The 22,720-nt window shown below is 70.4% G+C and carries 16 protein-coding genes and 1 pseudogene; 16 read left to right on the plus strand and 1 reads right to left on the minus strand.

Annotated features, from left to right (window positions below; genetic code table 11):
- On the minus strand, nt 1-595 hold a 595-nt coding region (locus GB864_RS13625), incomplete at its 3' end, for a fused MFS/spermidine synthase (RefSeq protein ID WP_160425955.1).
- Between the two features lie 325 nt (nt 596-920).
- On the opposite strand from GB864_RS13625, the gene rpoB reads away from it, so the two are divergent.
- From rpoB to GB864_RS13705, 16 genes and pseudogenes are all read left to right on the plus strand, one after another.
- Nucleotides 921-4,415, plus strand: coding sequence for a DNA-directed RNA polymerase subunit beta (gene rpoB / locus GB864_RS13630; protein WP_160425982.1), 3,495 nt, complete (start codon nt 921-923; stop codon nt 4,413-4,415).
- A gap of 41 nt (nt 4,416-4,456) precedes the next feature.
- Nucleotides 4,457-8,365: a DNA-directed RNA polymerase subunit beta' gene (gene rpoC, locus GB864_RS13635; RefSeq protein WP_160425957.1), complete on the plus strand. Its 3,909-nt coding sequence runs from the start codon at nt 4,457-4,459 to the stop codon at nt 8,363-8,365.
- Between the two features lie 204 nt (nt 8,366-8,569).
- Complete coding sequence (locus tag GB864_RS13640) at nt 8,570-10,240, plus strand: GspE/PulE family protein (RefSeq protein ID WP_336604007.1); 1,671 nt, start codon at nt 8,570-8,572, stop codon at nt 10,238-10,240.
- A 38-nt stretch (nt 10,241-10,278) separates the two neighbouring features.
- Nucleotides 10,279-11,511 (plus strand): type IV pilus twitching motility protein PilT, encoded by a 1,233-nt coding sequence (locus GB864_RS13645; RefSeq protein ID WP_160425959.1) that lies wholly within the window; start codon nt 10,279-10,281, stop codon nt 11,509-11,511.
- Nucleotides 11,511-12,758: a type II secretion system F family protein gene (locus tag GB864_RS13650; RefSeq protein WP_160425961.1), complete on the plus strand. Its 1,248-nt coding sequence runs from the start codon at nt 11,511-11,513 to the stop codon at nt 12,756-12,758. The genes GB864_RS13645 and GB864_RS13650 overlap by 1 nt, the downstream gene beginning before the upstream one ends.
- A 247-nt stretch (nt 12,759-13,005) precedes the next feature.
- Nucleotides 13,006-13,449, plus strand: coding sequence for a prepilin-type N-terminal cleavage/methylation domain-containing protein (locus GB864_RS13655; protein ID WP_160425963.1), 444 nt, complete (start codon nt 13,006-13,008; stop codon nt 13,447-13,449).
- A gap of 79 nt (nt 13,450-13,528) precedes the next feature.
- Entirely contained in the window at nt 13,529-13,930 is a 402-nt protein-coding gene (locus GB864_RS13660) for a prepilin-type N-terminal cleavage/methylation domain-containing protein (RefSeq protein ID WP_202107228.1), read from the plus strand.
- A 32-nt stretch (nt 13,931-13,962) separates the two neighbouring features.
- Entirely contained in the window at nt 13,963-15,519 is a 1,557-nt protein-coding gene (locus tag GB864_RS13665; protein ID WP_160425965.1) for a prepilin-type N-terminal cleavage/methylation domain-containing protein, read from the plus strand.
- Nucleotides 15,516-16,214: a prepilin-type N-terminal cleavage/methylation domain-containing protein gene (locus GB864_RS13670; RefSeq protein ID WP_160425968.1), complete on the plus strand. Its 699-nt coding sequence runs from the start codon at nt 15,516-15,518 to the stop codon at nt 16,212-16,214. The genes GB864_RS13665 and GB864_RS13670 overlap by 4 nt, the downstream gene beginning before the upstream one ends.
- Nucleotides 16,214-17,935, plus strand: a complete 1,722-nt coding sequence (locus GB864_RS13675) for a hypothetical protein (RefSeq protein ID WP_160425970.1) — start codon at nt 16,214-16,216, stop codon at nt 17,933-17,935. Before GB864_RS13670 ends, GB864_RS13675 begins: the two co-directional genes overlap by 1 nt.
- On the plus strand, nt 17,932-18,777 hold the full coding sequence (locus GB864_RS13680) for a prepilin peptidase (RefSeq protein ID WP_160425972.1): 846 nt from the start codon (nt 17,932-17,934) through the stop codon (nt 18,775-18,777). The genes GB864_RS13675 and GB864_RS13680 overlap by 4 nt, the downstream gene beginning before the upstream one ends.
- 50 nt (nt 18,778-18,827) lie before the next feature.
- The gene (gene pilM / locus GB864_RS13685; RefSeq protein WP_160425973.1) at nt 18,828-19,877 is read left to right on the plus strand and encodes a type IV pilus assembly protein PilM; all 1,050 of its coding nucleotides are present in this window, start codon (nt 18,828-18,830) and stop codon (nt 19,875-19,877) included.
- On the plus strand, nt 19,874-20,587 hold the full coding sequence (locus GB864_RS13690) for a hypothetical protein (protein WP_160425975.1): 714 nt from the start codon (nt 19,874-19,876) through the stop codon (nt 20,585-20,587). Before pilM ends, GB864_RS13690 begins: the two co-directional genes overlap by 4 nt.
- Nucleotides 20,584-21,270 (plus strand): hypothetical protein, encoded by a 687-nt coding sequence (locus tag GB864_RS13695; protein WP_160425977.1) that lies wholly within the window; start codon nt 20,584-20,586, stop codon nt 21,268-21,270. Before GB864_RS13690 ends, GB864_RS13695 begins: the two co-directional genes overlap by 4 nt.
- Before the next feature lie 236 nt (nt 21,271-21,506).
- Nucleotides 21,507-22,298: a hypothetical protein gene (locus GB864_RS13700; protein ID WP_160425979.1), complete on the plus strand. Its 792-nt coding sequence runs from the start codon at nt 21,507-21,509 to the stop codon at nt 22,296-22,298.
- 225 nt (nt 22,299-22,523) lie between these two features.
- Nucleotides 22,524-22,720, plus strand: a pseudogene (locus GB864_RS13705) (hypothetical protein); the annotation flags it as partial.

Here is a 22,720-nt window from a genome sequence, read left to right on the forward strand (position 1 = left end):
CCGCCGCGAGCACTTCGGCGCCCGGATCGGCGCGCGCGATCCCGCGGGCCTGGGCGGCCAGGCGCGGCCCGCCCGCGGCATCCGCGACGTTGACGACGAGGATGCCCGGCTCGGCCGGATCCAGCAGCCCGAGGCAGCTGCCCAGGAACTCGGGCGCGTCGACGAAGGCCGGGGCGTCGAGCCCGCGGTAGACGTCGAGGACGACGGCGTCGAAGCGCTCGCCGATCCGCGCGACCTCGCTGCGGGCGTCGGCGACGCGCACCTCGACGGGCTCGCCGGCCGGCAGCGGCATCCGTTCGAGCACGGCGCGGACGACGTCGGCGTCGACGTCTACCGCGACCTGCCGCGAGCCGGGCCGCGTCGCGGCGAGGTAGCGCAGGAGCGTCAGCCCGCCGCCGCCGAGGTGCAGCACCCGGATCGCCCGCCCGGCGGGCGCGAGGCCGTCGAGGGCGTTGCCGATGCGGCGCGCGTACTCGAAGAAGAGGTGCGTCGGGTCGATGGCGTCGACGTGCGACTGGGCGGCGCCGTCGACGACGAGGGTGTATCCGGTCGAGGAGAAGACGTCCGCTTCGAACTCGATGCGCGCCCCGGTCATGGATGCATCGTGGCACGGGGTCGACCCGGCCGACACCCGTCGATCCGCGTCAGGACGGGGATCGGGACGCCTGGGAAGCCCCGACGGAGACCCCGCTCGCGGGGTTATACCGGAAGTTCCCTGAAAGATCAAGAATCCGACTGGACATCGCGTCGGCGCCGACCTATAGTTGAGGTTTGCGTTCCCAGACTCTTCGTTGCCTTCATATTGCGGTCGGCTTCTTCGCGTGTCGCGTCTCTCGCGGCACCACGCAACAACTCGTCTGAGACGTTCTCCAGACAGACAGTGAACCGGCCCGACGGGGCCGCCCATGGAGGGAATTTCCTTGGCTGCTGCGCGCAATGCGACCACGCCCACCCCGAAGAACGGACGCGGCGCAAGCCGTCTCTCGTTCGCCAAAGTCACCGACACCCTCACCGTACCCGACCTGCTCGAACTCCAGACCGAGAGCTTCGACTGGCTCGTCGGCAACGAGAAGTGGCAGGAGCGCGTCGCCGTCGCGCTCGAAGCCGGCCGCAACGACGTGCCGACCACCACGGGCCTCGAGGAGATCTTCGAGGAGATCAGCCCGATCGAGGACCTCCAGGAGACGATGCAGCTCTCCTTCTCGAACCCGGAGCTCGAGCCGGCGAAGTACTCGATCGACGAGTGCAAGGAGAAGGGCAAGACCTTCTCCGCGCCGCTGTACGTGAACGCCGAGTTCATGAACCACATCACCGGCGAGATCAAGACCCAGACGGTCTTCATGGGCGACTTCCCGCTCATGACCTCCAAGGGCACCTTCATCATCAACGGCACCGAGCGCGTCGTCGTGTCGCAGCTCGTCCGTTCGCCCGGCGTCTACTTCGAGCGCACCCCCGAGAAGACCTCCGACAAGGACATCTACTCGGCGCGCGTCATCCCGAGCCGCGGCGCGTGGCTCGAGTTCGAGATCGACAAGCGCGACCAGGTCGGCGTCCGCATCGACCGCAAGCGCAAGCAGTCGGTCACGGTCTTCCTGAAGGCGCTCGGCCTCTCGAGCGAGGACATCCTCGCCGAGTTCGCCGGCTACGAGTCGATGGCCCTCACCCTCGAGAAGGACAGCATCCTCACGAAGGAAGAGGCGCTGAAGGACATCTACCGCAAGCTCCGTCCGGGCGAGCAGGTCGCCGCCGAGGCCGCCCGCGCGCTCCTCGACAACTTCTACTTCAACCCGAAGCGCTACGACCTCGCCAAGGTCGGCCGGTACAAGATCAACAACAAGCTCGGCATCGACGCGCCGCTGACCGACTCGGTCCTCACCGTCGCCGACATCGTCGCCACGATCAAGTACCTCGTCGCCCTGCACGACGAGCGCGAGACGCTCCCGGGCGTCCGCAAGGGCGAGCAGGTCGACATCCGCCTCGACGTGGACGACATCGACAACTTCGGCAACCGTCGCATCCGCGCGGTCGGCGAGCTCATCCAGAACCAGGTCCGCACCGGTCTCTCGCGCATGGAGCGCGTCGTCCGCGAGCGCATGACCACGCAGGACATCGAGGCGATCACCCCGCAGACCCTGATCAACGTGCGACCCGTCGTCGCCGCGATCAAGGAGTTCTTCGGCACCTCGCAGCTCTCGCAGTTCATGGACCAGAACAACCCGCTCGCGGGTCTGACCCACAAGCGCCGCCTCTCGGCGCTCGGCCCCGGCGGCCTCTCGCGCGACCGCGCGGGCGTCGAGGTCCGCGACGTGCACCCCTCGCACTACGGCCGCATGTGCCCGATCGAGACGCCGGAAGGCCCGAACATCGGCCTCATCGGCTCGCTCGCGTCGTTCGCCCGCATCAACTCCTTCGGCTTCATCGAGACGCCGTACCGCAAGGTCGTCGCCGGCAAGGTCACCGACCAGGTCGACTACCTCACGGCCATGGAGGAGAGCAACTACATCGTCGCGCAGGCCGGCGTCCCGCTGAACTCGGACGGCACCTTCGTCGACGAGCGCATCCTGGCCCGCCGCGGCCAGGGCGGCGAGGTCGACCTGTTCCCGGCCTCCGAGATCGGCTACATGGACGTCTCGCCCCGCCAGATGGTGTCGGTCGGCACGTCCCTCATCCCGTTCCTCGAGCACGACGACGCGAACCGCGCCCTCATGGGTGCGAACATGCAGCGCCAGGCCGTCCCGCTCCTCCGCTCCGAGTCGCCGATCGTCGGCACCGGCATGGAGGGCTACGCGGCCATCGACGCCGGCGACGTCATCACCGCCGACAAGGCGGGCGTCGTCACGGAGGCCTCGGCCGACGTCGTGACGGTCCAGCTCGACGAGGGCGGCACGCAGAACTACTTCCTGCGCAAGTTCGACCGCTCGAACCAGGGCACGTCGTACAACAACCGCGTCATCGTCTCGGTCGGCGACCGCGTCGAGGTCGGCGAGGTCATCGCCGACGGCCCGGCGACGGAGAACGGCGAGCTCGCGCTCGGCAAGAACCTCCTCGTGGCGTTCATGCCGTGGGAGGGCTACAACTACGAGGACGCGATCATCCTCAGCCAGAACCTCGTGAAGGACGACGTGCTCTCGTCGATCCACATCGAGGAGTACGAGGTGGACGCCCGCGACACGAAGCTCGGCAAGGAGGAGATCACCCGCGATCTCCCCAACGTGAGCCCCGACCTGCTCGGCGACCTCGACGAGCGCGGCATCATCCGCATCGGCGCCGAGGTCCGCCCCGGCGACATCCTCGTCGGCAAGGTCACGCCGAAGGGCGAGACCGAGCTCTCGGCCGAGGAGCGCCTGCTCCGCGCGATCTTCAACGAGAAGAGCCGCGAGGTCCGCGACACCTCCCTGAAGGTGCCCCACGGCGAGCAGGGCACGATCATCGCCGTCAAGGAGTTCAACGCCGAGGACGGCGACGACGAGCTCGGCTCGGGCGTCAACCGCCGCGTGGTCGTCTACATCGCCCAGAAGCGCAAGATCACCGAGGGCGACAAGCTCGCTGGCCGTCACGGCAACAAGGGCGTCATCTCGCGCATCCTGCCCGTCGAGGACATGCCGTTCCTCGCGGACGGCACCCCCGTCGACGTCATCCTCAACCCCCTCGGCGTGCCGGGTCGAATGAACTTCGGCCAGGTCCTCGAGATCCACACGGGCTGGGCCGCCAAGCAGGGCTGGAAGATCGACGGCAAGCCGGAGTGGGCGAAGGCCCTCCCGGAGGAGGCCCGCGAGGTCGCCCCCGGCACGAAGGTCGCCACCCCGGTGTTCGACGGCGCCTCGCAGCGCGAGATCGCGGGTCTGCTCGACTCGACGCTCCCGACCCGCGACGGCGACCGCCTCATCGACTCGTCCGGCAAGACGCAGCTCTTCGACGGCCGCTCCGGCGAGCCGTTCCCGTACCCGATCTCGGTCGGCTACATGTACATCCTGAAGCTGCACCACCTCGTCGACGACAAGATCCACGCCCGCTCGACCGGCCCCTACTCGATGATCACCCAGCAGCCGCTCGGTGGTAAGGCGCAGTTCGGCGGCCAGCGCTTCGGCGAGATGGAGGTGTGGGCGCTCGAGGCGTACGGCGCCGCCTACGCCCTCCAGGAGCTCCTCACGATCAAGTCCGACGACATCCTCGGCCGCGTCAAGGTGTACGAGGCCATCGTCAAGGGCGAGAACATCCAGGAGCCCGGCATCCCCGAGTCGTTCAAGGTGCTCATGAAGGAGATGCAGTCGCTCTGCCTGAACGTCGAGGTCCTCTCGGCCGACGGCACGGCGGTCAGCCTGCGCGACACGGATGACGAGGCCTTCCGCGCTGCGGAGGAGCTCGGCATCAACATCTCCGCCCGCTTCGAATCGTCGAACATCGACGAGATCTGATCCGGCCAGAACGACGAGAAGAAACTTTTCAGGGAGAGAAATTGCTCGACGCAACTACGTTCGATGAGCTCCGCATCGGTCTGGCGACCGCCGACGACATCCGCAAGTGGTCGTACGGCGAGGTCAAGAAGCCGGAGACGATCAACTACCGCACGCTGAAGCCCGAGAAGGACGGGCTCTTCGGCGAGCAGATCTTCGGTCCGTCGCGCGACTGGGAGTGCGCGTGCGGCAAGTACAAGCGCGTCCGCTTCAAGGGCATCGTGTGCGAGCGATGCGGTGTCGAGGTCACCAAGTCCTCGGTCCGCCGTGAGCGCATGGGCCACATCGAGCTCGCCGCGCCCGTCACGCACATCTGGTACTTCAAGGGCGTGCCGTCGCGCCTCGGCTACCTGCTCGACATGGCGCCGAAGGACCTCGAGAAGGTCATCTACTTCGCCGCCTACATGGTGATCGACGTCGACGCGGAAGCCCGCGGCGAGGACCTGCCCGGCCTGGAGGCCGAGCTGCGCCTCGAGGTCGACACGATCGCCAAGGAGCGCGACAGCCGCATCGCGACGCTCATGGCCCGCAAGGAGAAGGAACTCGAGGACCTCGAGGCCGAGGGCGCCAAGAGCGAGCAGAAGAAGCGCGCCGAAGCCGCCCACGACAAGGAGATGACGCTCGTCCGCAAGTCGGCCGACGCGCAGATCGCCGAGCTCGAGAAGGTCTGGGAGGACTTCCGCACCCTCAAGGTCGGCGACCTCAAGCCCGAGGACGCCATCTTCCAGGAGCTGCAGGACCGCTTCGGCCAGTACTTCACCGCCCACATGGGCGCCGAGGCCATCAAGCGCCGTCTCGAGAGCTTCGACCTCGAGGCCGAGGCGCTCGACCTGCGCCTGCAGATCGCCGAGGGCAAGGGTCAGAAGAAGATCCGCGCCATCAAGCGCCTCAAGGTGGTCAGCGCCTTCCTCACGACCGGCGCCTCGCCGGCCTCGATGGTGCTCGACGTGGTCCCGGTCATCCCGCCGGAGCTGCGCCCGATGGTGCAGCTGGACGGCGGCCGCTTCGCGACCTCCGACCTCAACGACCTCTACCGTCGTGTGATCAACCGCAACAACCGTCTTCGTCGTCTGCTCGACCTCGGCGCCCCCGAGATCATCGTCAACAACGAGAAGCGGATGCTGCAGGAGGCGGTCGACGCCCTCTTCGACAACGGCCGTCGCGGCCGTCCCGTCACGGGCACCGGCAACCGCGCCCTCAAGTCCCTGAGCGACATGCTCAAGGGCAAGCAGGGTCGCTTCCGCCAGAACCTGCTCGGCAAGCGCGTCGACTACTCGGGCCGTTCGGTCATCGTCGTCGGCCCGCAGCTCAAGCTCCACCAGTGCGGTCTGCCCAAGCAGATGGCCCTCGAGCTGTTCAAGCCGTTCGTGATCAAGCGCCTCATCGACCTGTCGCACGCCCAGAACATCAAGGCGGCCAAGCGCATGGTCGAGCGCTCGAACCCGCACGTGTGGGACGTCCTCGAGGAGATCATCCGCGAGCGCCCCGTGCTGCTCAACCGCGCTCCGACGCTGCACCGCCTGGGCATCCAGGCCTTCGAGCCGCAGCTCGTCGAGGGCAAGGCCATCCAGCTCCACCCGCTCGTCTGCGCGGCGTTCAACGCCGACTTCGACGGCGACCAGATGGCCGTGCACCTGCCCCTGTCGGTCGAGGCCCAGGCCGAGGCGCGCATCCTCATGCTCGCTTCGAACAACATCCTGAAGCCCTCGGACGGCCGTCCGGTGACCGTGCCCGCCCAGGACATGATCATCGGCCTGCACCACCTGACGACCGCCAAGCCCGGTGCCGTCGGCGAGGGCCGCGCGTTCTCGTCGGTCGCCGAGGCGATCCTCGCGTTCGACCAGAACCGCCCCGGCGAGACGGAGAAGGGCCTCGACCTCGGCGCCCTCGTCAAGATCCGCCTCGACGGCCTCGTCTTCCGCGAGGGCGAGGAGCCGGAGGGCTTCGTCTCCGGCGAGCCGTTCCTGTTCGAGACCACGCTCGGCCGCGCCATCTTCAACGAGGCGCTGCCCGCGACGTTCCCGTACGTGAACGAGCAGGCCGGCAAGGGCAAGATCTCCGAGATCGTCAACGAGCTCGCCGAGAGCTACCCGAAGACGGTCGTGGCGGCCACGCTCGACAACATCAAGGACGCCGGCTTCCGCTGGGCCTCGCGCTCGGGCGTCACGGTCTCGCTCTCCGACGTGATCACGCCTCCCAACAAAGCTGCGATCATCAAGAAGCACGAGGCGCAGGCCGCCAAGGTGCAGTCCGAGTTCGACAAGGGTCTGACCACCGACCTCGAGCGTCGCCAGGAGCTCATCGACATCTGGACCAAGGCCACCGACGAGGTCGCCGCGGACATGCGTGCCGAGTTCGAGGCGAACCCGCAGAACACCATCTTCCGGATGGTCTCCTCGGGTGCCCGTGGTAACTGGCTCCAGGTCCGCAACATCTCGGGTATGCGCGGTCTCGTGAACAACCCGAAGGGCGAGATCATCCCGCGCCCGATCATCTCCTCGTACCGCGAGGGGCTGTCGGTCGCGGAGTACTTCATCGCGACCCACGGTGCCCGCAAGGGTCTGGCGGACACGGCCCTCCGTACCGCCGACTCGGGCTACCTGACCCGTCGTCTGGTGGATGTCTCGCAGGACGTCATCATCCGCGAGGAGGACTGCGGCACGACGAAGGGCCTCGACCTGGCCATCGCCGAGCTCGACGCCTCCGGTGCGCTCGTGCGCGACCCGAACGTCGAGAACTCGGTGTTCGCCCGCACGCTCGCCGCGGACGCGGTGACCGAGGACGGCACCGTCGTGGCCGAGGCCGGTTCGGACGTCGGCGACGTCCTGATCGACCAGCTGGTCGCTGCAGGCATCCACGAGATCAAGGTCCGCTCGGTCCTGACCTGCGAGTCCGCCGTCGGCGTCTGCGCGCAGTGCTACGGCCGCTCGCTGGCCACCGGCAAGCTCGTGGACATCGGCGAGGCCGTCGGCATCATCGCGGCCCAGTCGATCGGCGAGCCCGGCACGCAGCTCACCATGCGTACGTTCCACACCGGTGGTTCGGCGTCGGCTGCGGACATCACCCAGGGTCTGCCCCGCGTGCAGGAGCTCTTCGAGGCGCGTACCCCCAAGGGCGCGTCCCCGATCGCCGAGGCCGCCGGCCGCATCGTCATCGACGAGAACGACCGCCAGCGCAAGGTGATCCTCACGCCCGACGACGGCAGCGAGCCCATCGCCTACAACGTGCTCAAGCGCTCGACGCTCCTCGTCGAGGACGGCCAGCACGTCGAGGTGGGTCAGCAGATCATCGTCGGCGCGGTCGACCCCAAGGAGGTGCTGCGCGTCAAGGGCGTGCGCGCCGTGCAGCGCCACCTCGTCGGCGGCGTGCAGGACGTGTACCGCTCGCAGGGCGTGCCGATCCACGACAAGCACATCGAGGTCATCGTCCGTCAGATGCTCCGCAAGGTCACCGTGGTCGACCACGGCGAGACCGACCTGCTCCCCGGTGAGCTCGTCGACCGTCAGAAGTACCAGGAGCTCAACCGTCTCTCCCTCACCGAGGGCAAGAAGACGGCGACGGCGCGTCCCGAGGTCATGGGTATCACCAAGGCCTCGCTCGCGACCGAGTCCTGGCTGTCGGCCGCGTCCTTCCAGGAGACGACCCGCGTGCTCACGCAGGCCGCCATGGAGGGCAAGCGCGACCCGCTGGTCGGCCTCAAGGAGAACGTCATCATCGGCAAGCTGATCCCGGCCGGCACCGGCCTGGCGAAGTACCGGAACGTGGCGGTCGACGCGACGGAGGAGGCGAAGGCCGAGCGCTACCCCGCCCGTCTGTTCGCCGACGACGGCGCCTTCTCCGAGGGCGACCTGAGCTTCGTGGACTTCGACGCGTTCTCGAGCGACGACTTCACCCCCGGCAACTACAGCTGAGGCTGAAGCACTGACGAACGGCCCCCGATCCGCCAGCGGATCGGGGGCCGTTCGGCGTCTCCGGGGCCGTCCCCCGAAGGCGGGGCTGTTCAGGGATTCCGTCGACTGCGTACGGTGAGCTACCCCGCACTCGACCGAGGGCGGGACGGTTCTGCCGTCGCCCGAACGGCGATGCGGCGACGACGCGTGCATCGGAGGTCCACGGTGGCGGCACTCGGGGAGATCCTCATCCGCAACGGCGATCTGCCTGCGGAGCATCTCGACGCCGTGCTCGCGGCCGACGACGGCGACGACGCGGCATTCCAGCGCTTCGTCGAGGACGGCGTGCTGACCGAGGAGCAGCTCGCCCGCGCCCGCGCGCTGCAGGCCGGCGTGCGCTACATCGACGACCTCCTGGTGCATCCGATCGACCAGTCGGCGATCGACCTCGTGAGCCCGGGGACGGCACGTCGTCACGGCCTCCTGCCGCTCGGCTTCGTCGACGGCCGGATGCTCGTCGCGATGACGAAGCCGGGCGACGTCGTCGCGATCGACGACGTCCGCGTCGAGTCGGGGTTCGAGGTCACGCCGGTGACGGCGAAGCGGGCCGACGTGCTCGCCGTCGTCGAGCGCCACCACCGCGCCGACCACGAGCTCAGCGACCTGACCTCGACGCTCGACGACGAGCTCGCGGCCGCCACCTCGGCCGACGCGTACGCGGTGACCGAGGTCGAGGACGATGCCCCGATCGTGCGGTTCGTGAACCTGCTCGTCGCGCAGGCGATCGCCGACCAGGCCTCCGACATCCACATCGAGCCGCAGGAGCGCGAGGTGCGGGTTCGGTACCGCATCGACGGCGTGCTGCACGAGATGCAGTCCGCGCCCAAGAGCATCCAGGCGGGCATCGTCTCGCGCCTGAAGATCATGTCGGACATCGACATCGCCGAGCGGCGCCGGCCCCAGGACGGCCGCATGTCGGCGCAAGTCGGCGGGCGCAAGGTCGACCTGCGCGTGGCGACGCTGCCGACGGTGTGGGGCGAGAAGATCGTGCTGCGCATCCTCGACAACTCGGCGACGAGCCTCGACCTGCGCGACCTCGGCCTCAGCGAGTCGAACCGCGCCGTCTACGAGCGCTCGTTCCGCAAGCCGCACGGCATGCTGCTGGTCACCGGACCGACAGGTTCCGGCAAGTCCACGACGCTGTACTCGACGCTGCTCGCGATCGCGCGGCCCGAGGTCAACGTCATCACCGTCGAGGACCCGGTCGAGTACCGCATCGAGGGCATCAGCCAGATGCAGGTCAACACGAAGGCCGGGCTCACGTTCGCGAGCGCGCTGCGGAGCATCCTGCGCGCCGACCCCGACATCGTGCTCGTCGGCGAGATCCGCGACCGCGAGACGGCGCAGATCGCCATCGAGGCGTCGCTCACAGGCCACCTCGTGCTCTCGACGCTGCACACGAACGACGCGCCGAGCGCCGTGACGCGGCTCGTCGAGATGGGGGTCGAGCCGTTCCTCGTGGGCACGGCCCTCGAGTGCGTCGTCGCGCAGCGCCTCGCCCGACGACTCTGCTCGCGCTGCAAGACGACCGTCGAGTCCGACCGCGCCGAGCTCGGCGAGCTCGGGGTGCCGCTGCCGCCCTACGGCACGCCCCGGCTCTACGGACCCGTCGGCTGCCAGGCGTGCGCAGGCACGGGCTACCGCGGCCGCGTGGCGCTGCACGAGGTCATGTCGGTGACCGAGGACATCGAGCGCCTCGCCGTGGCGCACGCCCCGAGCTCGGAGATCGCGGCCTCGGCGCGCGGCGCGGGCATGCGGGCGCTCCGCGAGGACGGCTGGTCGAAGGCTCTCGCCGGGGTCACCTCGATCGAGGAAGTGCTGCGCGTCGCCAGCTAGGCGGGCGCCCGAAACCGATGAAGGACGGAGCGATAGCGATGGATGCTCACGAAGGGCCGATCCCGCGCCGCGAGCGCAGGGATGCCGACGCCGACGGGCTGACGGCGGACGAGCGCCTCGCGCTCGCGCGAGCGGACCGGGACCTCTTGAAGGCGCTCGCGCAGGTCGTCGCGCTCGACGGCTCCGACCTGCACGTGACGGCGGGGGCCTCGCCGTCGATGCGCATGGACGGCGGTCTCCGGCAGAAGAGCGAGGCGCCCTGGACGGCGGAGCGGGTCGACCGCGCCCTCGACTCGCTGCTCACGCCGGCGCAGCGCGAGGAGTTCGAGCAGGAGCACGAGCTCGACTTCGCGTTCACGCTCTCGGCAGAGGCGCGGTTCCGCGTGAACTACTACCGGCAGCGCGGCTCGACGGGCGGCGCGTTCCGACTCATCCCCGCCGAGATCAAGGGCCTCGCCGACCTCGGCGTGCCCGAGTCCGTGGGGCGTTTCGCGAAGCTGCCCCGCGGCCTCGTGCTCGTGACGGGTCCGACGGGTTCCGGCAAGTCGACGACGATCGCCGCGCTCATCGACCTCGTCAACTCGACGCGCGCCGATCACATCATCACGATCGAGGACCCGATCGAGTTCCTGCACCCGCACAAGAAGTCGATCGTCAACCAGCGCGAGCTGGGCCGGGACACGCACTCGTTCGCGACGGCGCTGAAGTTCGCGCTGCGGCAGGACCCCGACGTCATCCTCATCGGCGAGCTGCGCGACCTCGAGACGATCAGCGCGGCGCTCACGGCGGCCGAGACCGGCCACCTCGTCTTCGCGACGCTGCACACCCAGGATGCCGGTCAGACGATCGACCGCATCATCGACGTCTTCCCGCCGCACCAGCAGGATCAGGTCCGCCTCCAGCTCGCCGGCACGCTGCAGGGCGTCGTGAGCCAGACCCTCGTGCGGAACGCGACGGGCCACGGCCGCGTCATCGCCTCCGAGATCCTCGTGATGACCCCGGCGATCGCGAACCTCATCCGCGAGGGCAAGACCTACCAGCTGCCCACGGCCATGCAGGGCGGAAAGGAACTCGGCATGCAGACCCTCGACCAGTCGCTCGCCAACCTCGTCAACGAGGGCCGCGTCTCGCGGCGCGCGGCCGACGAGAAGGCCCAGGACCCGGCGTCGCTCGCGCAGCTCATCCGCCGCGGCGGCTCGCCGACCGTGTCGACCGCGGGCGAGGTCGCCTCGATCGACTTCGGCGACCGCTACTCGAAGGCGGTGCGCTGATGGTCGCGACGACCGCGTGGGCGTACACGGGCCGCGACGGTGCGGGCAAGCTCGTCAAGGGCAAGATGGATGCCGCGAGCGAGAGCTCGGTGGCCGGCCGGTTGAACGCCATGGGGCTCTCGGCCGTGGAGGTGCGGGAGCTGCCCGTCGGCACCGGCCTGCGCCGGGAGATCAGCTTCGGCTCGACGAAGCGGGTGCGCCTCGTCGACCTCGCGGTGTTCGCCCGGCAGTCGGCGACCATGCTCGGCGCGGGCGTGCCGATCCTGCGCACGCTCGACGTGCTCGCCGCGCAGGCCGGGTCCGACAAGAAGTCGAAGGCGCTCGCGGGCATCCTGAGCGACGTGCGCGACGACGTCGAGCGCGGCACCGCGTTCTCGGACGCGCTCGCTCGCTTCGACCGGGACTTCCCGCCGATCATGATCAACATGGTGCGTGCCGGCGAGACGGGCGGCTTCCTCGACCGGGCCCTCGCCACCGTCGCGGAGAACCTCGAGAAGGAGGCGAAGCTCCGCCAGACGATCCGGGCGGCGCTCACCTACCCCGTCGTCGTGCTCGTCATGGCCGTCGTCGCGGTCGCGGCGATGCTGCTCTTCATCGTGCCGATTTTCAAGGAGATGTTCGCCGGGCTCGGCAGCGAGCTGCCGCTGCCGACGCAGGCCCTCGTGACGTTGTCGGAGCAGATGTGGTGGCTGACGCCGCTCGTCGTCGGTGCGATCGTCGCGGGCTGGGTCTGGTGGAGCCGCAACCGGCACACCGAGGCCGTGCGGCGACGCACCGGCCCGCTCGTGCTGCGACTGCCGGTGTTCGGGCCCCTCATGCAGAAGATCGCGATCGCGCGCTTCAGTCGCAACCTCGCGAACATGGTGCACGCGGGCGTGCCGATCCTCCAGTCGCTCAAGATCGTCGGCGACACGTCGGGCAACTGGGTCGTGGAGCAGGCGCTCGACCGCATCTCGGAGTCGGTGCGGCAGGGCTCGACGATCGCGGCGCCGATGGCGAACGAGCCGGTCTTCCCGCCGATGGTGACGCAGATGGTCGCGATCGGCGAGGACTCGGGCTCCCTCGAGGTGCTGCTCGACAAGGTCGCCGACTTCTACGAGGACGAGGTCGACACGGCCTCCAAGCAGCTCACGTCGGCGCTCGAGCCGATCATGATCGCGGTGCTCGGCGTCATCATCGGCGGCATGGTCATCGCGCTCTACCTGCCGATCTTCTCGATCGGCACGGCGGTGCAGTCGGGAGCCTGAGCCGCGGTCCGCGCCGGCCCGAGGGAGTGCCGGCCGGCCTCGATCCGGATGCTGCGGGTCGGGGCCGTCCGTGCTGCTCGGGTGCCGGTGGGCGCCACTGCCGACGTCCCCCTGTACTGGGGTCGCCGTGGCCAGAAATCACCCCCGGTCAGGGGATATCCCCGGAACATCGCCGCTGATTACGCTCAGCCGACAGTCGGCGAAGGCGCCGGCCACCACCCGTCGAACCCGACAGATTGGAACCAACGTGATCAAGCGGATCCTCGAGTCCCTCGCGACTCGTCGCGACGAGCTCAAGCAGAACGACAAGGGTTTCACCCTGGTCGAGCTCCTCGTCGTCGTCATCATCATCGGCGTCCTCGCCGCCATCGCCATCCCGGTGTACATCGGGATCCAGAACGGAGCGAGGGAGTCGGCGACGCAGTCCGACCTCACGAACGCCAAGACCGCGATCTCGGCCTACTACGCGCAGAACCCCAATGTGGCGGCCGCTAGCGTGCCTGCGCTGACCGCCACCGCAATGACGGACCTGGGCGCGTCGAAGAGCGCCGACACCACGAGCCTGACTCCGCACATCACGAGCAGCAGCAAGTACTGCGTGGACGGCGTGAGCTCCACCTCTAAGGCGTTCAAGGTCACGGCGAGCGGCGGGGTCGTTGCCGGCACGTGCGCCACAGGCACTGACTATTGATCCTCCGGGGTGCCCGGTCTATCCGGGCACCCCAACGCCAACGTCAAGAGGACAGCACTTGCATTCGAAGATCTGCCCTGTGCACAGCCCGACTTACCGCAATGGCGGCGATCAGGGGTTCACCCTCGTCGAACTTCTCGTCACCGTGCTCATCGTCGGTGTCCTCGCCTCGATCGCCCTTCCGGTCTACCTCAAACTCGCCGACGTGGCCCGCGAAGCGTCGACTAAGGCCGACCTCGCGAACGCGAAGCACGCGGCGGCCGCGTACTACTCGGCCGACAACGACGCGGCCGAACCCGACACGAGCACGCTCGCGGAACTCGGCTGGACCCGCAGCGACGACACGCTGAGTCCTGGCCCGCACTTCCAGGGCACCCCCACCGCCGACGACTTCTGCCTCACCGCCACGAGCAGTTCCGGGAAGACCTTCTTCCTCCGCTCGAACGGCGCCCTCGGCACCACGGCCGCGACCTGCGGCTGACCCCAGACCTTTCCGCGAACGGACCAACCGACATGAGCATCCAGCGCCTCGCCGACCGGCTGCGCTCGACGCTGCGCGGCAGCGGCGGCTTCAGCCTCGTCGAGGTGCTCGTTGCGATGCTCGTGTTCGCGATCGTGGCGATCAGCGTCGCCTATTCGTTGACGCTCACCGCCGGCTACTCCCGCGACAACCGCGCCCGCGAGCAGGCCACGGCGATCGCACTGGCCGACATCGACCTCGTGCGCAGCGTCGGCGACCCGTTCGCGGTATCGGCGAGCGACCCCCCTCCGGTCGTGCCGGCCGGACTCGGTGAGACCTTCACGATCACGCGCACGACCGCGTGGGTGACGTCGAGCGGCGCCGACGTGAGCTGCTCCGCCGGCGGCACGACGCTGCAGTACAAGCGCGTGAACGTCTCGGTGAGCTGGACGAACATGGCACGCGGGTCCGTGCCGGCGACGGCCGACACGATCATCGCGCCGAACGTGCACATCAACGACCCGTCCAAGGGCACGATCTTCGTCTCGGTGCAGGACGTCGACGGCGTCGGGGTGGCCGGCATCACCCCCTCGATCTCCCCGGCGCCCGGGGTCGCGATCGCGCCGACCGACGCCGACGGCTGCACTTTCATCCTGGGCGTGGCGCCGCGCAGCTACACGGTCTCGCTCACCCGCAGCGGATGGGTGGACCAGAACCAGAACCCGACCTCGTCGCTCACGAGCAGCGTGACCGCCGGCAACTCGACGGCGTACGCGTTCCAGTTCGATCAGGCGATCAACGTCACCGCCCGCTACGCGGTCAACGTCGCTTCGCTGCCGAACCCCACGACGAAGGTCGAGTTCCCCCTCGCCCCGGGCGGCACCGGCAGCACGCAGTTGCAGACGACGTTCGTCAAGGGCAGCGACGGCTGGTGGTCCGAGGACACGCCGGTGACGGAGAGCGCGACGAACGGCTTCGGCACGCTCACCGCGGCGGTGCCGCTGCACCCCTACCCGACCGGGTACCAGACCATCGCCGGCCAGTACACGACGGCGTGCCAGGTCTCCGACCCGGAGGCGTGGCAGGAGTACACCTACAACGGCGTCACCTACAGCGGCGCCCGCGGCATCGCCCAGTCCGCCGCGCCGGGCTCGACGACGGCGCCGGTGTCGACGCCGATGGGCGTCGTGCAGGTCACCACGCCGGCCAACGCGACGAGCGGGTTCCCGACCAGCAGCCGCACGCGGTACCACCTCGTCGCCGTCCGGCAGACGAACACCGCCGGCAGCCCGGTGACGGGCGAACCCGCTTGCCCGTCCTCGGCAGGCACCGTGGTCTACCGCTTCGGCCAGGTCTTCACCGGGGCGAACCAGACGGTCCGCATCGCGCTGCCCTTCGGCACCTGGAAGGTCTACGCCACCAACACCGACACGACGAACACCTCGAGCAACTCGACGACGCTGACCAGCACGAACCTCACCCTGCTCTCCAACGTCCTGAAGCTCGACCCCGCCGCTTCCAACCCGCTCACCGGCACGCAGACGATCCCGACCTCGGGCACCGACACGGGCCGCTTCACCCTCGACCCGCGCGGGGTGGTGGTCCCGTGACGCGACTGCGCGGCATCCTCGCCCGACGCCTCCAGGGCGAGCGGGGCATCTCGCTCGTCGAACTGCTCGTCGCGGTCGGCATCCTCGCGATCGTGCTGACGATGGCGGTGAACCTCTACATCTCGACGACGAAGACGACGCAGCAGAGCCGCGACATCCACGAGGCGACCGGTAACGCGTCGAACCTCGTCAATCAGCTCGGCACGATCGTGCGGTTCGCATCGCCGCTCGCGAAGTCGGGCTCCATCACGCCCGACCCGCCGTTCCTCGCGGCGAACGCGAGCGGCTTCACGGTGACGAGCCTCGTCGACGTCGACGCCTACGCGCCCATCGACGTGCGGCCGGCGAAGCCGACGCGCGTGCAGGTGAGCGTCAACGCGAGCCGCGACGTCGAGGAACGGCGCTGGGCGGCGATCGCGGCGGGCAACTACTGGGTCTTCAATACCGCATCGACGACGCCGACGGTGCGCAACCTCGGCGGCGTGCTCACGCCGACCGGCGCGACGGCCGTCTTCAAGTACTACGACGGCACCACTCTGCTGACGCCGCCGGCGGGCGGGAACCTCACCGCTGCGCAGTTGGCGGTCATCGACGCGGTCGAGATCACGGTCGCCGTCGTGCCGAACGGTCGCCCGTCGGCGAAGCCGGTCGTCATCTCCAGCGTCGTCAAGCTCGCGAACCCGGGGGAGAACTGATGATCCGGCTCCGAAGCGCACTCGCCCGCACCCGGGGCGACGACGGCGCCGCGCTCGCGACGGTGCTCGGTCTCTCCCTCGTGATGCTCGTGCTCATCGCGATCGGCGCGTCGATCACGGTCTCGGGCATCAGGAAGTCGTCGACCGACACGGCGTGGAACGGCGCGCTCGCGGCCGCCTACGCGGGCGTCGACGAGTACAAGAGCCGTCTCGCCGACGACCCGGACTACATCAAGTACGGCAATCCGGCCGCGCCGTTCACCGTCGCGAGCGGCAGCGCCTCGACGGTGAGCCTGCCGACAGCGAGCCTGAACCCGGCCTTCGGCGTGACCGCGGGCGGGACGTGGGCGAGCGTGCCGGGCGCGGGGAACCGCTCGCAGTTCCGCTACGAGGTCGACAACACCACGTACGCCCGCACCGGCGTGCTGCGGCTGCGCTCGACGGGCAAGGTCGGCGACGTCACGCGATCGATCGTCGCGAACGTCAAGCAGCAGGGGTTCATCGACTTCGTGTACTACACCGACTACGAGGTCATCGATCCGCAATGGGACACGGACTGCGACCCAGGCTACGAGTGGGCCGGCGACCGGGGGAGCGGCTGCGAGTCCATCCTCTTCACTGATGACGACGTCCTCGACGGCCCGGTGCACTCGAACGACACGATGCGCGTCTGCCGGTCCCAGTTCCTGCAGGCCGTCACGACGCTGAAGCCGACCGCGCCGTACTACGACAACAACGGCTGCGGGTCGGCGACCTTCGGCGACGGCATCACCGGCGGGGTCAGCGTGCAGATGCCCACGACGAACGCGGCGATGCGCGAGGAAGCGGTGTGCACGTACACCGGACCGACCCAGATCGTCTTCAACGCCGGCGGCACGATGACGGTCGTCTCGCCGTGGACGAGGAACACGCTCGCACGGGGCGGCGCCTCCTGCGGCGCCGTCGGCACCGGCACCGGTCAGCTCGGCAACCCGGGCGGCGCCACGGTCGCCGTGCCCGACCACGACCTGATCTTCGTCCAGGACGTCCCGCCGCGCTCCGACACGACGAATCCCAACCGCCCGAACGGCACGTCGAGCACGGTGACCCCGCCGACCAACGTGACCTGCACGACCGGCTCGTCGGGCGGCTGGCGCCTCACCTCGGGCAGCGCCACGGTGCGCTACCCGCTGAGCAGCGAGTCGGAGGCCGAGTATTCGAGCTCGACCACGCCCGCATACGACTGCGACCGCGGCGACGTCTTCGTGCGCGGCGCCATGAACGGCGCGCTGACGATCGCGGCCACCACGATCTACGTGACGGGCGACATCGCTTACCAGAACACCTCCTCGAACGTGCTCGGCCTCGTCGGGCAGAGCGCCGTCTGGGTCTGGAACCCGATGAACGGCAGTTCTCCGATGAACCCGAACGGCACGGGCAACCGGCGCATCGACGCCGCGATCATCTCGGTCGCGCACAGCTTCCAGGTGCAGAACCACGACCGCGGCGGCCGACGCGGCATCCTCACCGTCAACGGCTCGATCGCCCAGAAGTTCCGCGGCGTCGTCGGCACCGGATCCGGCTCGAGCACCAGCAACGGCTACGAGAAGAAGTACGTCTACGACCAGCGCTTCATCTCGATGGCGCCGCCGAAGTTCCTCTCGCCGATCGCGACGGTCTTCCGCGTCTCCCAGTACTCCACCGTCGCCACCGCGTTCAACCCGGACGGATCCCCGCGATGAGCGCCCTCGCCCAGGCGCCGGGCCTCGCGGGCATCCTCATCGCCTTCGCCGGCCTCGGCGGGCTCGCGATCGGGTCGTTCCTCAACGTCGTCGTCGCGCGCGTGCCCGAGGGGCGCTCGGTCGTCGCGCCGGCGAGCGCCTGCCCGCAGTGCGGGTCGGCGATCCGGGCGCGCGACAACGTCCCGGTCGTCTCGTGGATGCTCCTGGGCGCGCGCTGCCGCGACTGCGCCGCCCCGATCTCCGCCCGCTACCCGCTCGTCGAGGCGTTCACGGGGCTCGCGTTCGCAGGGCTCGCGGCGGCGGTCGTCCTGGGCACGGTGCCCACGGCGACGACGGCCGGCGGGGTCGCCGACCTGCTGCTGCTGCTCGTGTTCGCGGGGGTGTCCATCCCGCTCGCGCTCATCGACCTCGACGCGCACAGGCTGCCCGATCGCATCGTGATCCCGGGCATGGTCGCCGTCGGCGCGCTCGTCGTCGTCGCCGGAGCGCTCTCGGGCGAACCCGAGGCGATCGGCCGCGCCCTCATCGGCGGCGCCGCCCTCTTCGCCCTGTACTTCCTGCTGGCGATCGTGTCGAACGGCGGGATGGGCGCGGGCGACATCAAGCTCGCCGCCCTCATCGGTCTCGTCCTCGGCCGCTTCGGCTGGGCCGAACTCATCGTCGGCGCCTTCGCCGCCTTCGTGCTCGGCGGGCTCGCGGCGGTCGCGCTCCTCGTCGCCCGGCGCGCGAAACGCGGGTCGGGCATCCCCTTCGGGCCGTGGATGCTCGCCGGCGCCTGGATCGGCATCCTCGCCGGCGCGCCCATCGCCGCCGCCTACCTCGCCTCCGCCGGCCTCGGCTGACGGCGGCCCCGACCTCCCCCATTCCCCGAACGAACAGTAAGGAGCACCGCATGGCACGCAGCATCGCGGGCATCGACATCGGCAACGGGTCGATCCGCGCGGCGGAGATCGTCCGCCGGAACCGGTCGAAACCACTCCTCGTGCGCTACTCCGAGGTGCCGCTGCCGGAAGGTGCGGTCTCCCGCGGGGAGGTGAAGGAGCCCAACACGGTCGCGGCGGCGCTCAAGACGCTGTGGCAGCAGGGCGGCTTCAAGACGAAGGACGTCGTGCTCGGCATCGGCAACCACCGGGTGATCTCGCGCGACTTCTCGCTGCGCAAGCTCCCCGCCGACCAGCTCCGGGACGTGCTCGCGTTCGAGGCCCGCGACGTGCTGCCCATCGCCGTCGTCGACGCCGTGCTCGACTTCTACCCGATCGCCGAGTACCAGGGCGACCAGGGACCGATGCTCTCCGGACTCCTCATCGCCGCGGAGAAGGACATGGTGCTCGGCAACGTCCGCTCGGTCGAGCGGGCGGGCCTCAACGCGCTCGACGTCGACCTCGTGCCGTTCGCCTTGAGCCGCGCGCTCCTCGGGGCCGAGGCGCCCGGCACCGCCGCGGTCGTCGACGTGGGCGCCGAGTCGATCACGGTCGTCGTCGTCCGCGACGGCATCCCGCAGTTCGTGCGCATCGTGCCCACGGGCGGCAAGGATGTCACGACGGCCGTCCTCGACGGGCTCGACACCGACCCGACCGCCGCCGAGGCCTCGAAGCGCGACCTCGGGCTCTCCGCGGCGGCCGGCCTCGGCGAGGACGCCCGTCGGGCCGCGGGGTTCATCGAGCAGGTCGTCGGCGACCAGCTCACGAGCATCCGCAACACCATCTCGTACTACTCGGGCGGCCACCCGGGCGCTCCGGCGACGCGCATCCTGCTGACCGGCGGCGCCGCGCAGCTGCGCGGGTTCCCCGAGGCGCTCGCCGGACTCACCGGCCTGCCGGTGCTGCAGGTCGACCCGCTCACCCGGGTCGATGTCGCCCGCAGCGTCGACCGCGCCCGGCTCGCCGACGGGGAACGGCACCTCGCCGTCGCCGTCGGCCTCGCGATCGGAGCAGCGGCATGACGACCACGACCCCCGCCCCCGCGCGCTCCGCCGGCGCCGGCGCCCCGCGCGGCGTCCTCGTCGGCGCGCCCGCCCGCGCGAGCCTCCTGCCTCCGGAGATCCACCGGGAGCGCGCCGCCCGGCGCACCCGGAACCGGCTCATCGGCCTCGTCGTCGCGGTGCTCGTCGTCGCGGCGCTCGCGATCGGCGGCACGTTCGCCTACTCGCTCTACGTCGAGCAGCAGCTCGCGGCGGCGCGCGAGCGCACGACCGAGCTCTATGCGGCGCAGGGCGAGTTCGGCGAGATCCGCCAGCTCCGCGACGGGGTGCGGCTCGCGACCGAGGCGCAGCGCCTCGGCGCCTCGACCGAGATCGACTGGAACGACTACCTCGCGAAGGTGCAGGCGACCGTGCCGGACGGCATGTCGATCACGCAGCTCGCGATCGACTCGACGACCCCGGTCGCCGAGTACGCCCAGGCCACCGCTCCGCTCCAGGGGCAGCGCGTCGCAACGATCGCCCTCACGGGCGAGAGCCCCGTCCTCCCCGACGTCGCGGCGTGGCTCACGACGCTCTCCGGGCTCCCCGGCTTCGCCGACGCCCTGCCCGGCACGACCGAGTTCGACGAGACGAGCGGCGTCTGGCGGGTCGACATCACCATGCACGTCGACGACGAGGTCTACTCGAACCGCTTCGCCGACGGCGCCGACGAGGAAGGCGACGGAGAATGACCGAACGCACCCGCATCCAGGCCCTCGTCGCGGTCGTCGCGATCGCCGCCATCGTGGTGCTCACGTGGTTCCTCGGCGTGCAGCCGCAGATCGCCGCGGTCGCGTCGACCAACGCGGAGCACGCGGCCGCCGACGCCCTCAACGCCGAGCAGGAAGCCGTACTGGCGCAGCTCGAGGCCGACGCCGAGCACGAGGCCGACCTGCGCACCGAGTACGACGCGGCCTCGCTCTCGGTGCCCGCCGGCACCGGCGTCCCGGCGTACATCGACCAGCTCAACGAGCTCGCCGGCCGCACCGGCGTCACGATCACCCGCCTCACGGTGAGCGATCCGATCGCGTTCGTGCCCGCGGCCGCCGCACCGACGGATGCCGCCGGCGCGACGGACCCCGCCACGACCGCGGAGCCGGCTGCCGTGGACCCCGGTGCCCCGGCGGACCTCGGTCCGGGCAACTTCGCGTACCTCGAGGTCGGCATGGACGTCGAGGGGCAGTACGACCAGGTGCTCGCCTTCACGGAGGGCCTGCAGCACGGCGGCCGGCTCACCCTGGTGCACAAGATCGATCTCTCGAAGATCGTGCCGGGCGAGGGCGAACCGGTCGACCCGGTGCGCTTCAGCGGCACGCTCAACGGGTTCGTGTACTCCCTCGCGATCGCGGACGCCGCCGAGCCCGTCGAGGGATGACCGACCGGCCCCCGGGTTGCGCCCTGCGCGACGGGCGGCCGCGGACGCAGCGCCCCCACGCCGCGTCCGCACCGCGGCGGCTCCGACCGGGTCCCGGCCGGGGCCGCCGCACCTTGAGCACGCCGGCCGACCCCACCAGGCGGGGCTCGGCGGGTAGGCTCGACCCGGTCGCGAGACCCCCGCTCGCGCTTCCCGCACGTGCAGCACCTTGCGCGCTCCGGCCCGGAGGACGCCCGATGTCCGGACCCCGATCCGACGAGAACCCCGACGCCCCGCTCGAGGCGGCCCCCGGCGATCCGCTCGACGACGCCGGCGAGGAGGACGCGGCCGACGCGGCTGACGACGACGCCTCGGCGCCCGTGCCGTGGTGGCGGCGCATCGACCCCCTCGTGGGCGGCGCCGTCCTCCTCGGCGTCCTGTGCGTCGCCGGCGGACTCCTGCACGCCGCGCTCTCCGCCCCCGCGGCCGATCGGAGTGCCGCGCCGGCCTCCGCCGTGCCGACGGAACCCGTCGCCGCCGCGCCGGCCCCGGAGCCCGAGCCGACCGAGACCGCCGCGCCGGCCCAGACCGTCGTGAACGGGCATCCGCTGCCCGTCGACTGCGCGGGGCTCTACACGCGCGACTGGACGCCCGACATGGAGGGTCTCGTCCTGTCGCCCGGATGGTCCGACCCCGCCGCCTACCCCGGCAGCGGCGACGAGACGGTCGCCGGGCTGGCGGCGGCCTCCGTCGAGCTCGAGTGCGTGTGGGCCGACGCCGACGCGGCCGGCGAACGATCGCTCGCCACGAAGGTCTCGGTCCCGAGCGCCCCGCAGCAGGAGGCGGCGATCGCCCGGATGACGGAGCTCGGCTACAGCTGCTGGGAGGAGCGCTCGGGCACCCGCTGCACGGCCGAATGGCGCGGCGACGGCGGGCTGAGCGGCGACTCCCACTTCTTCCGCGACGGGATCTGGTTCGCGACCCGCTGGGTGGGGCTCGCCCCGAGCGGGTACACCCACGATCTGGTCGCGGCGGTCTTCGGCGACTGAGCCGGCGCTCGAGTCGGCCCGGTCGGCACTCGCGTCGGGGCGGACTCGACGGCGAGGCGCCGGCGGATCGGGCGCTGATCGGGACTTGCGCGACGCCGCCCGCGTGCGCGAGCCTCGGATGCCGCTGTGCGACGGGCGGGCGCGCCGGGCGGCGCCAGCACGCCGACGTCGGTATGGTGAGCGCGGGTGCGTCCCGCGCGCCCGGCGACCGGGGGGAGCACGGCGATGAGCGACAGCGGCGACGAGCAGCGGCGGCAGGGCGACGACGAGCCCGGCCTCGAGCCGGAGGCGACCGCGGACGGCACGGGAGACCAGGCGCCCGTCGAACCCGACGCGCCGGTCGACGCGCCCGAGCCCGTGGCGCCCGGGCCCGACCCGGTTGCTGCCGACGCGCCCGCGACCGACGCGGCTGCGGCGGAGAC

It is taken from the genome of Agromyces seonyuensis, assembly GCF_009789225.1.
GTDB lineage: Bacteria > Actinomycetota > Actinomycetes > Actinomycetales > Microbacteriaceae > Agromyces > Agromyces seonyuensis.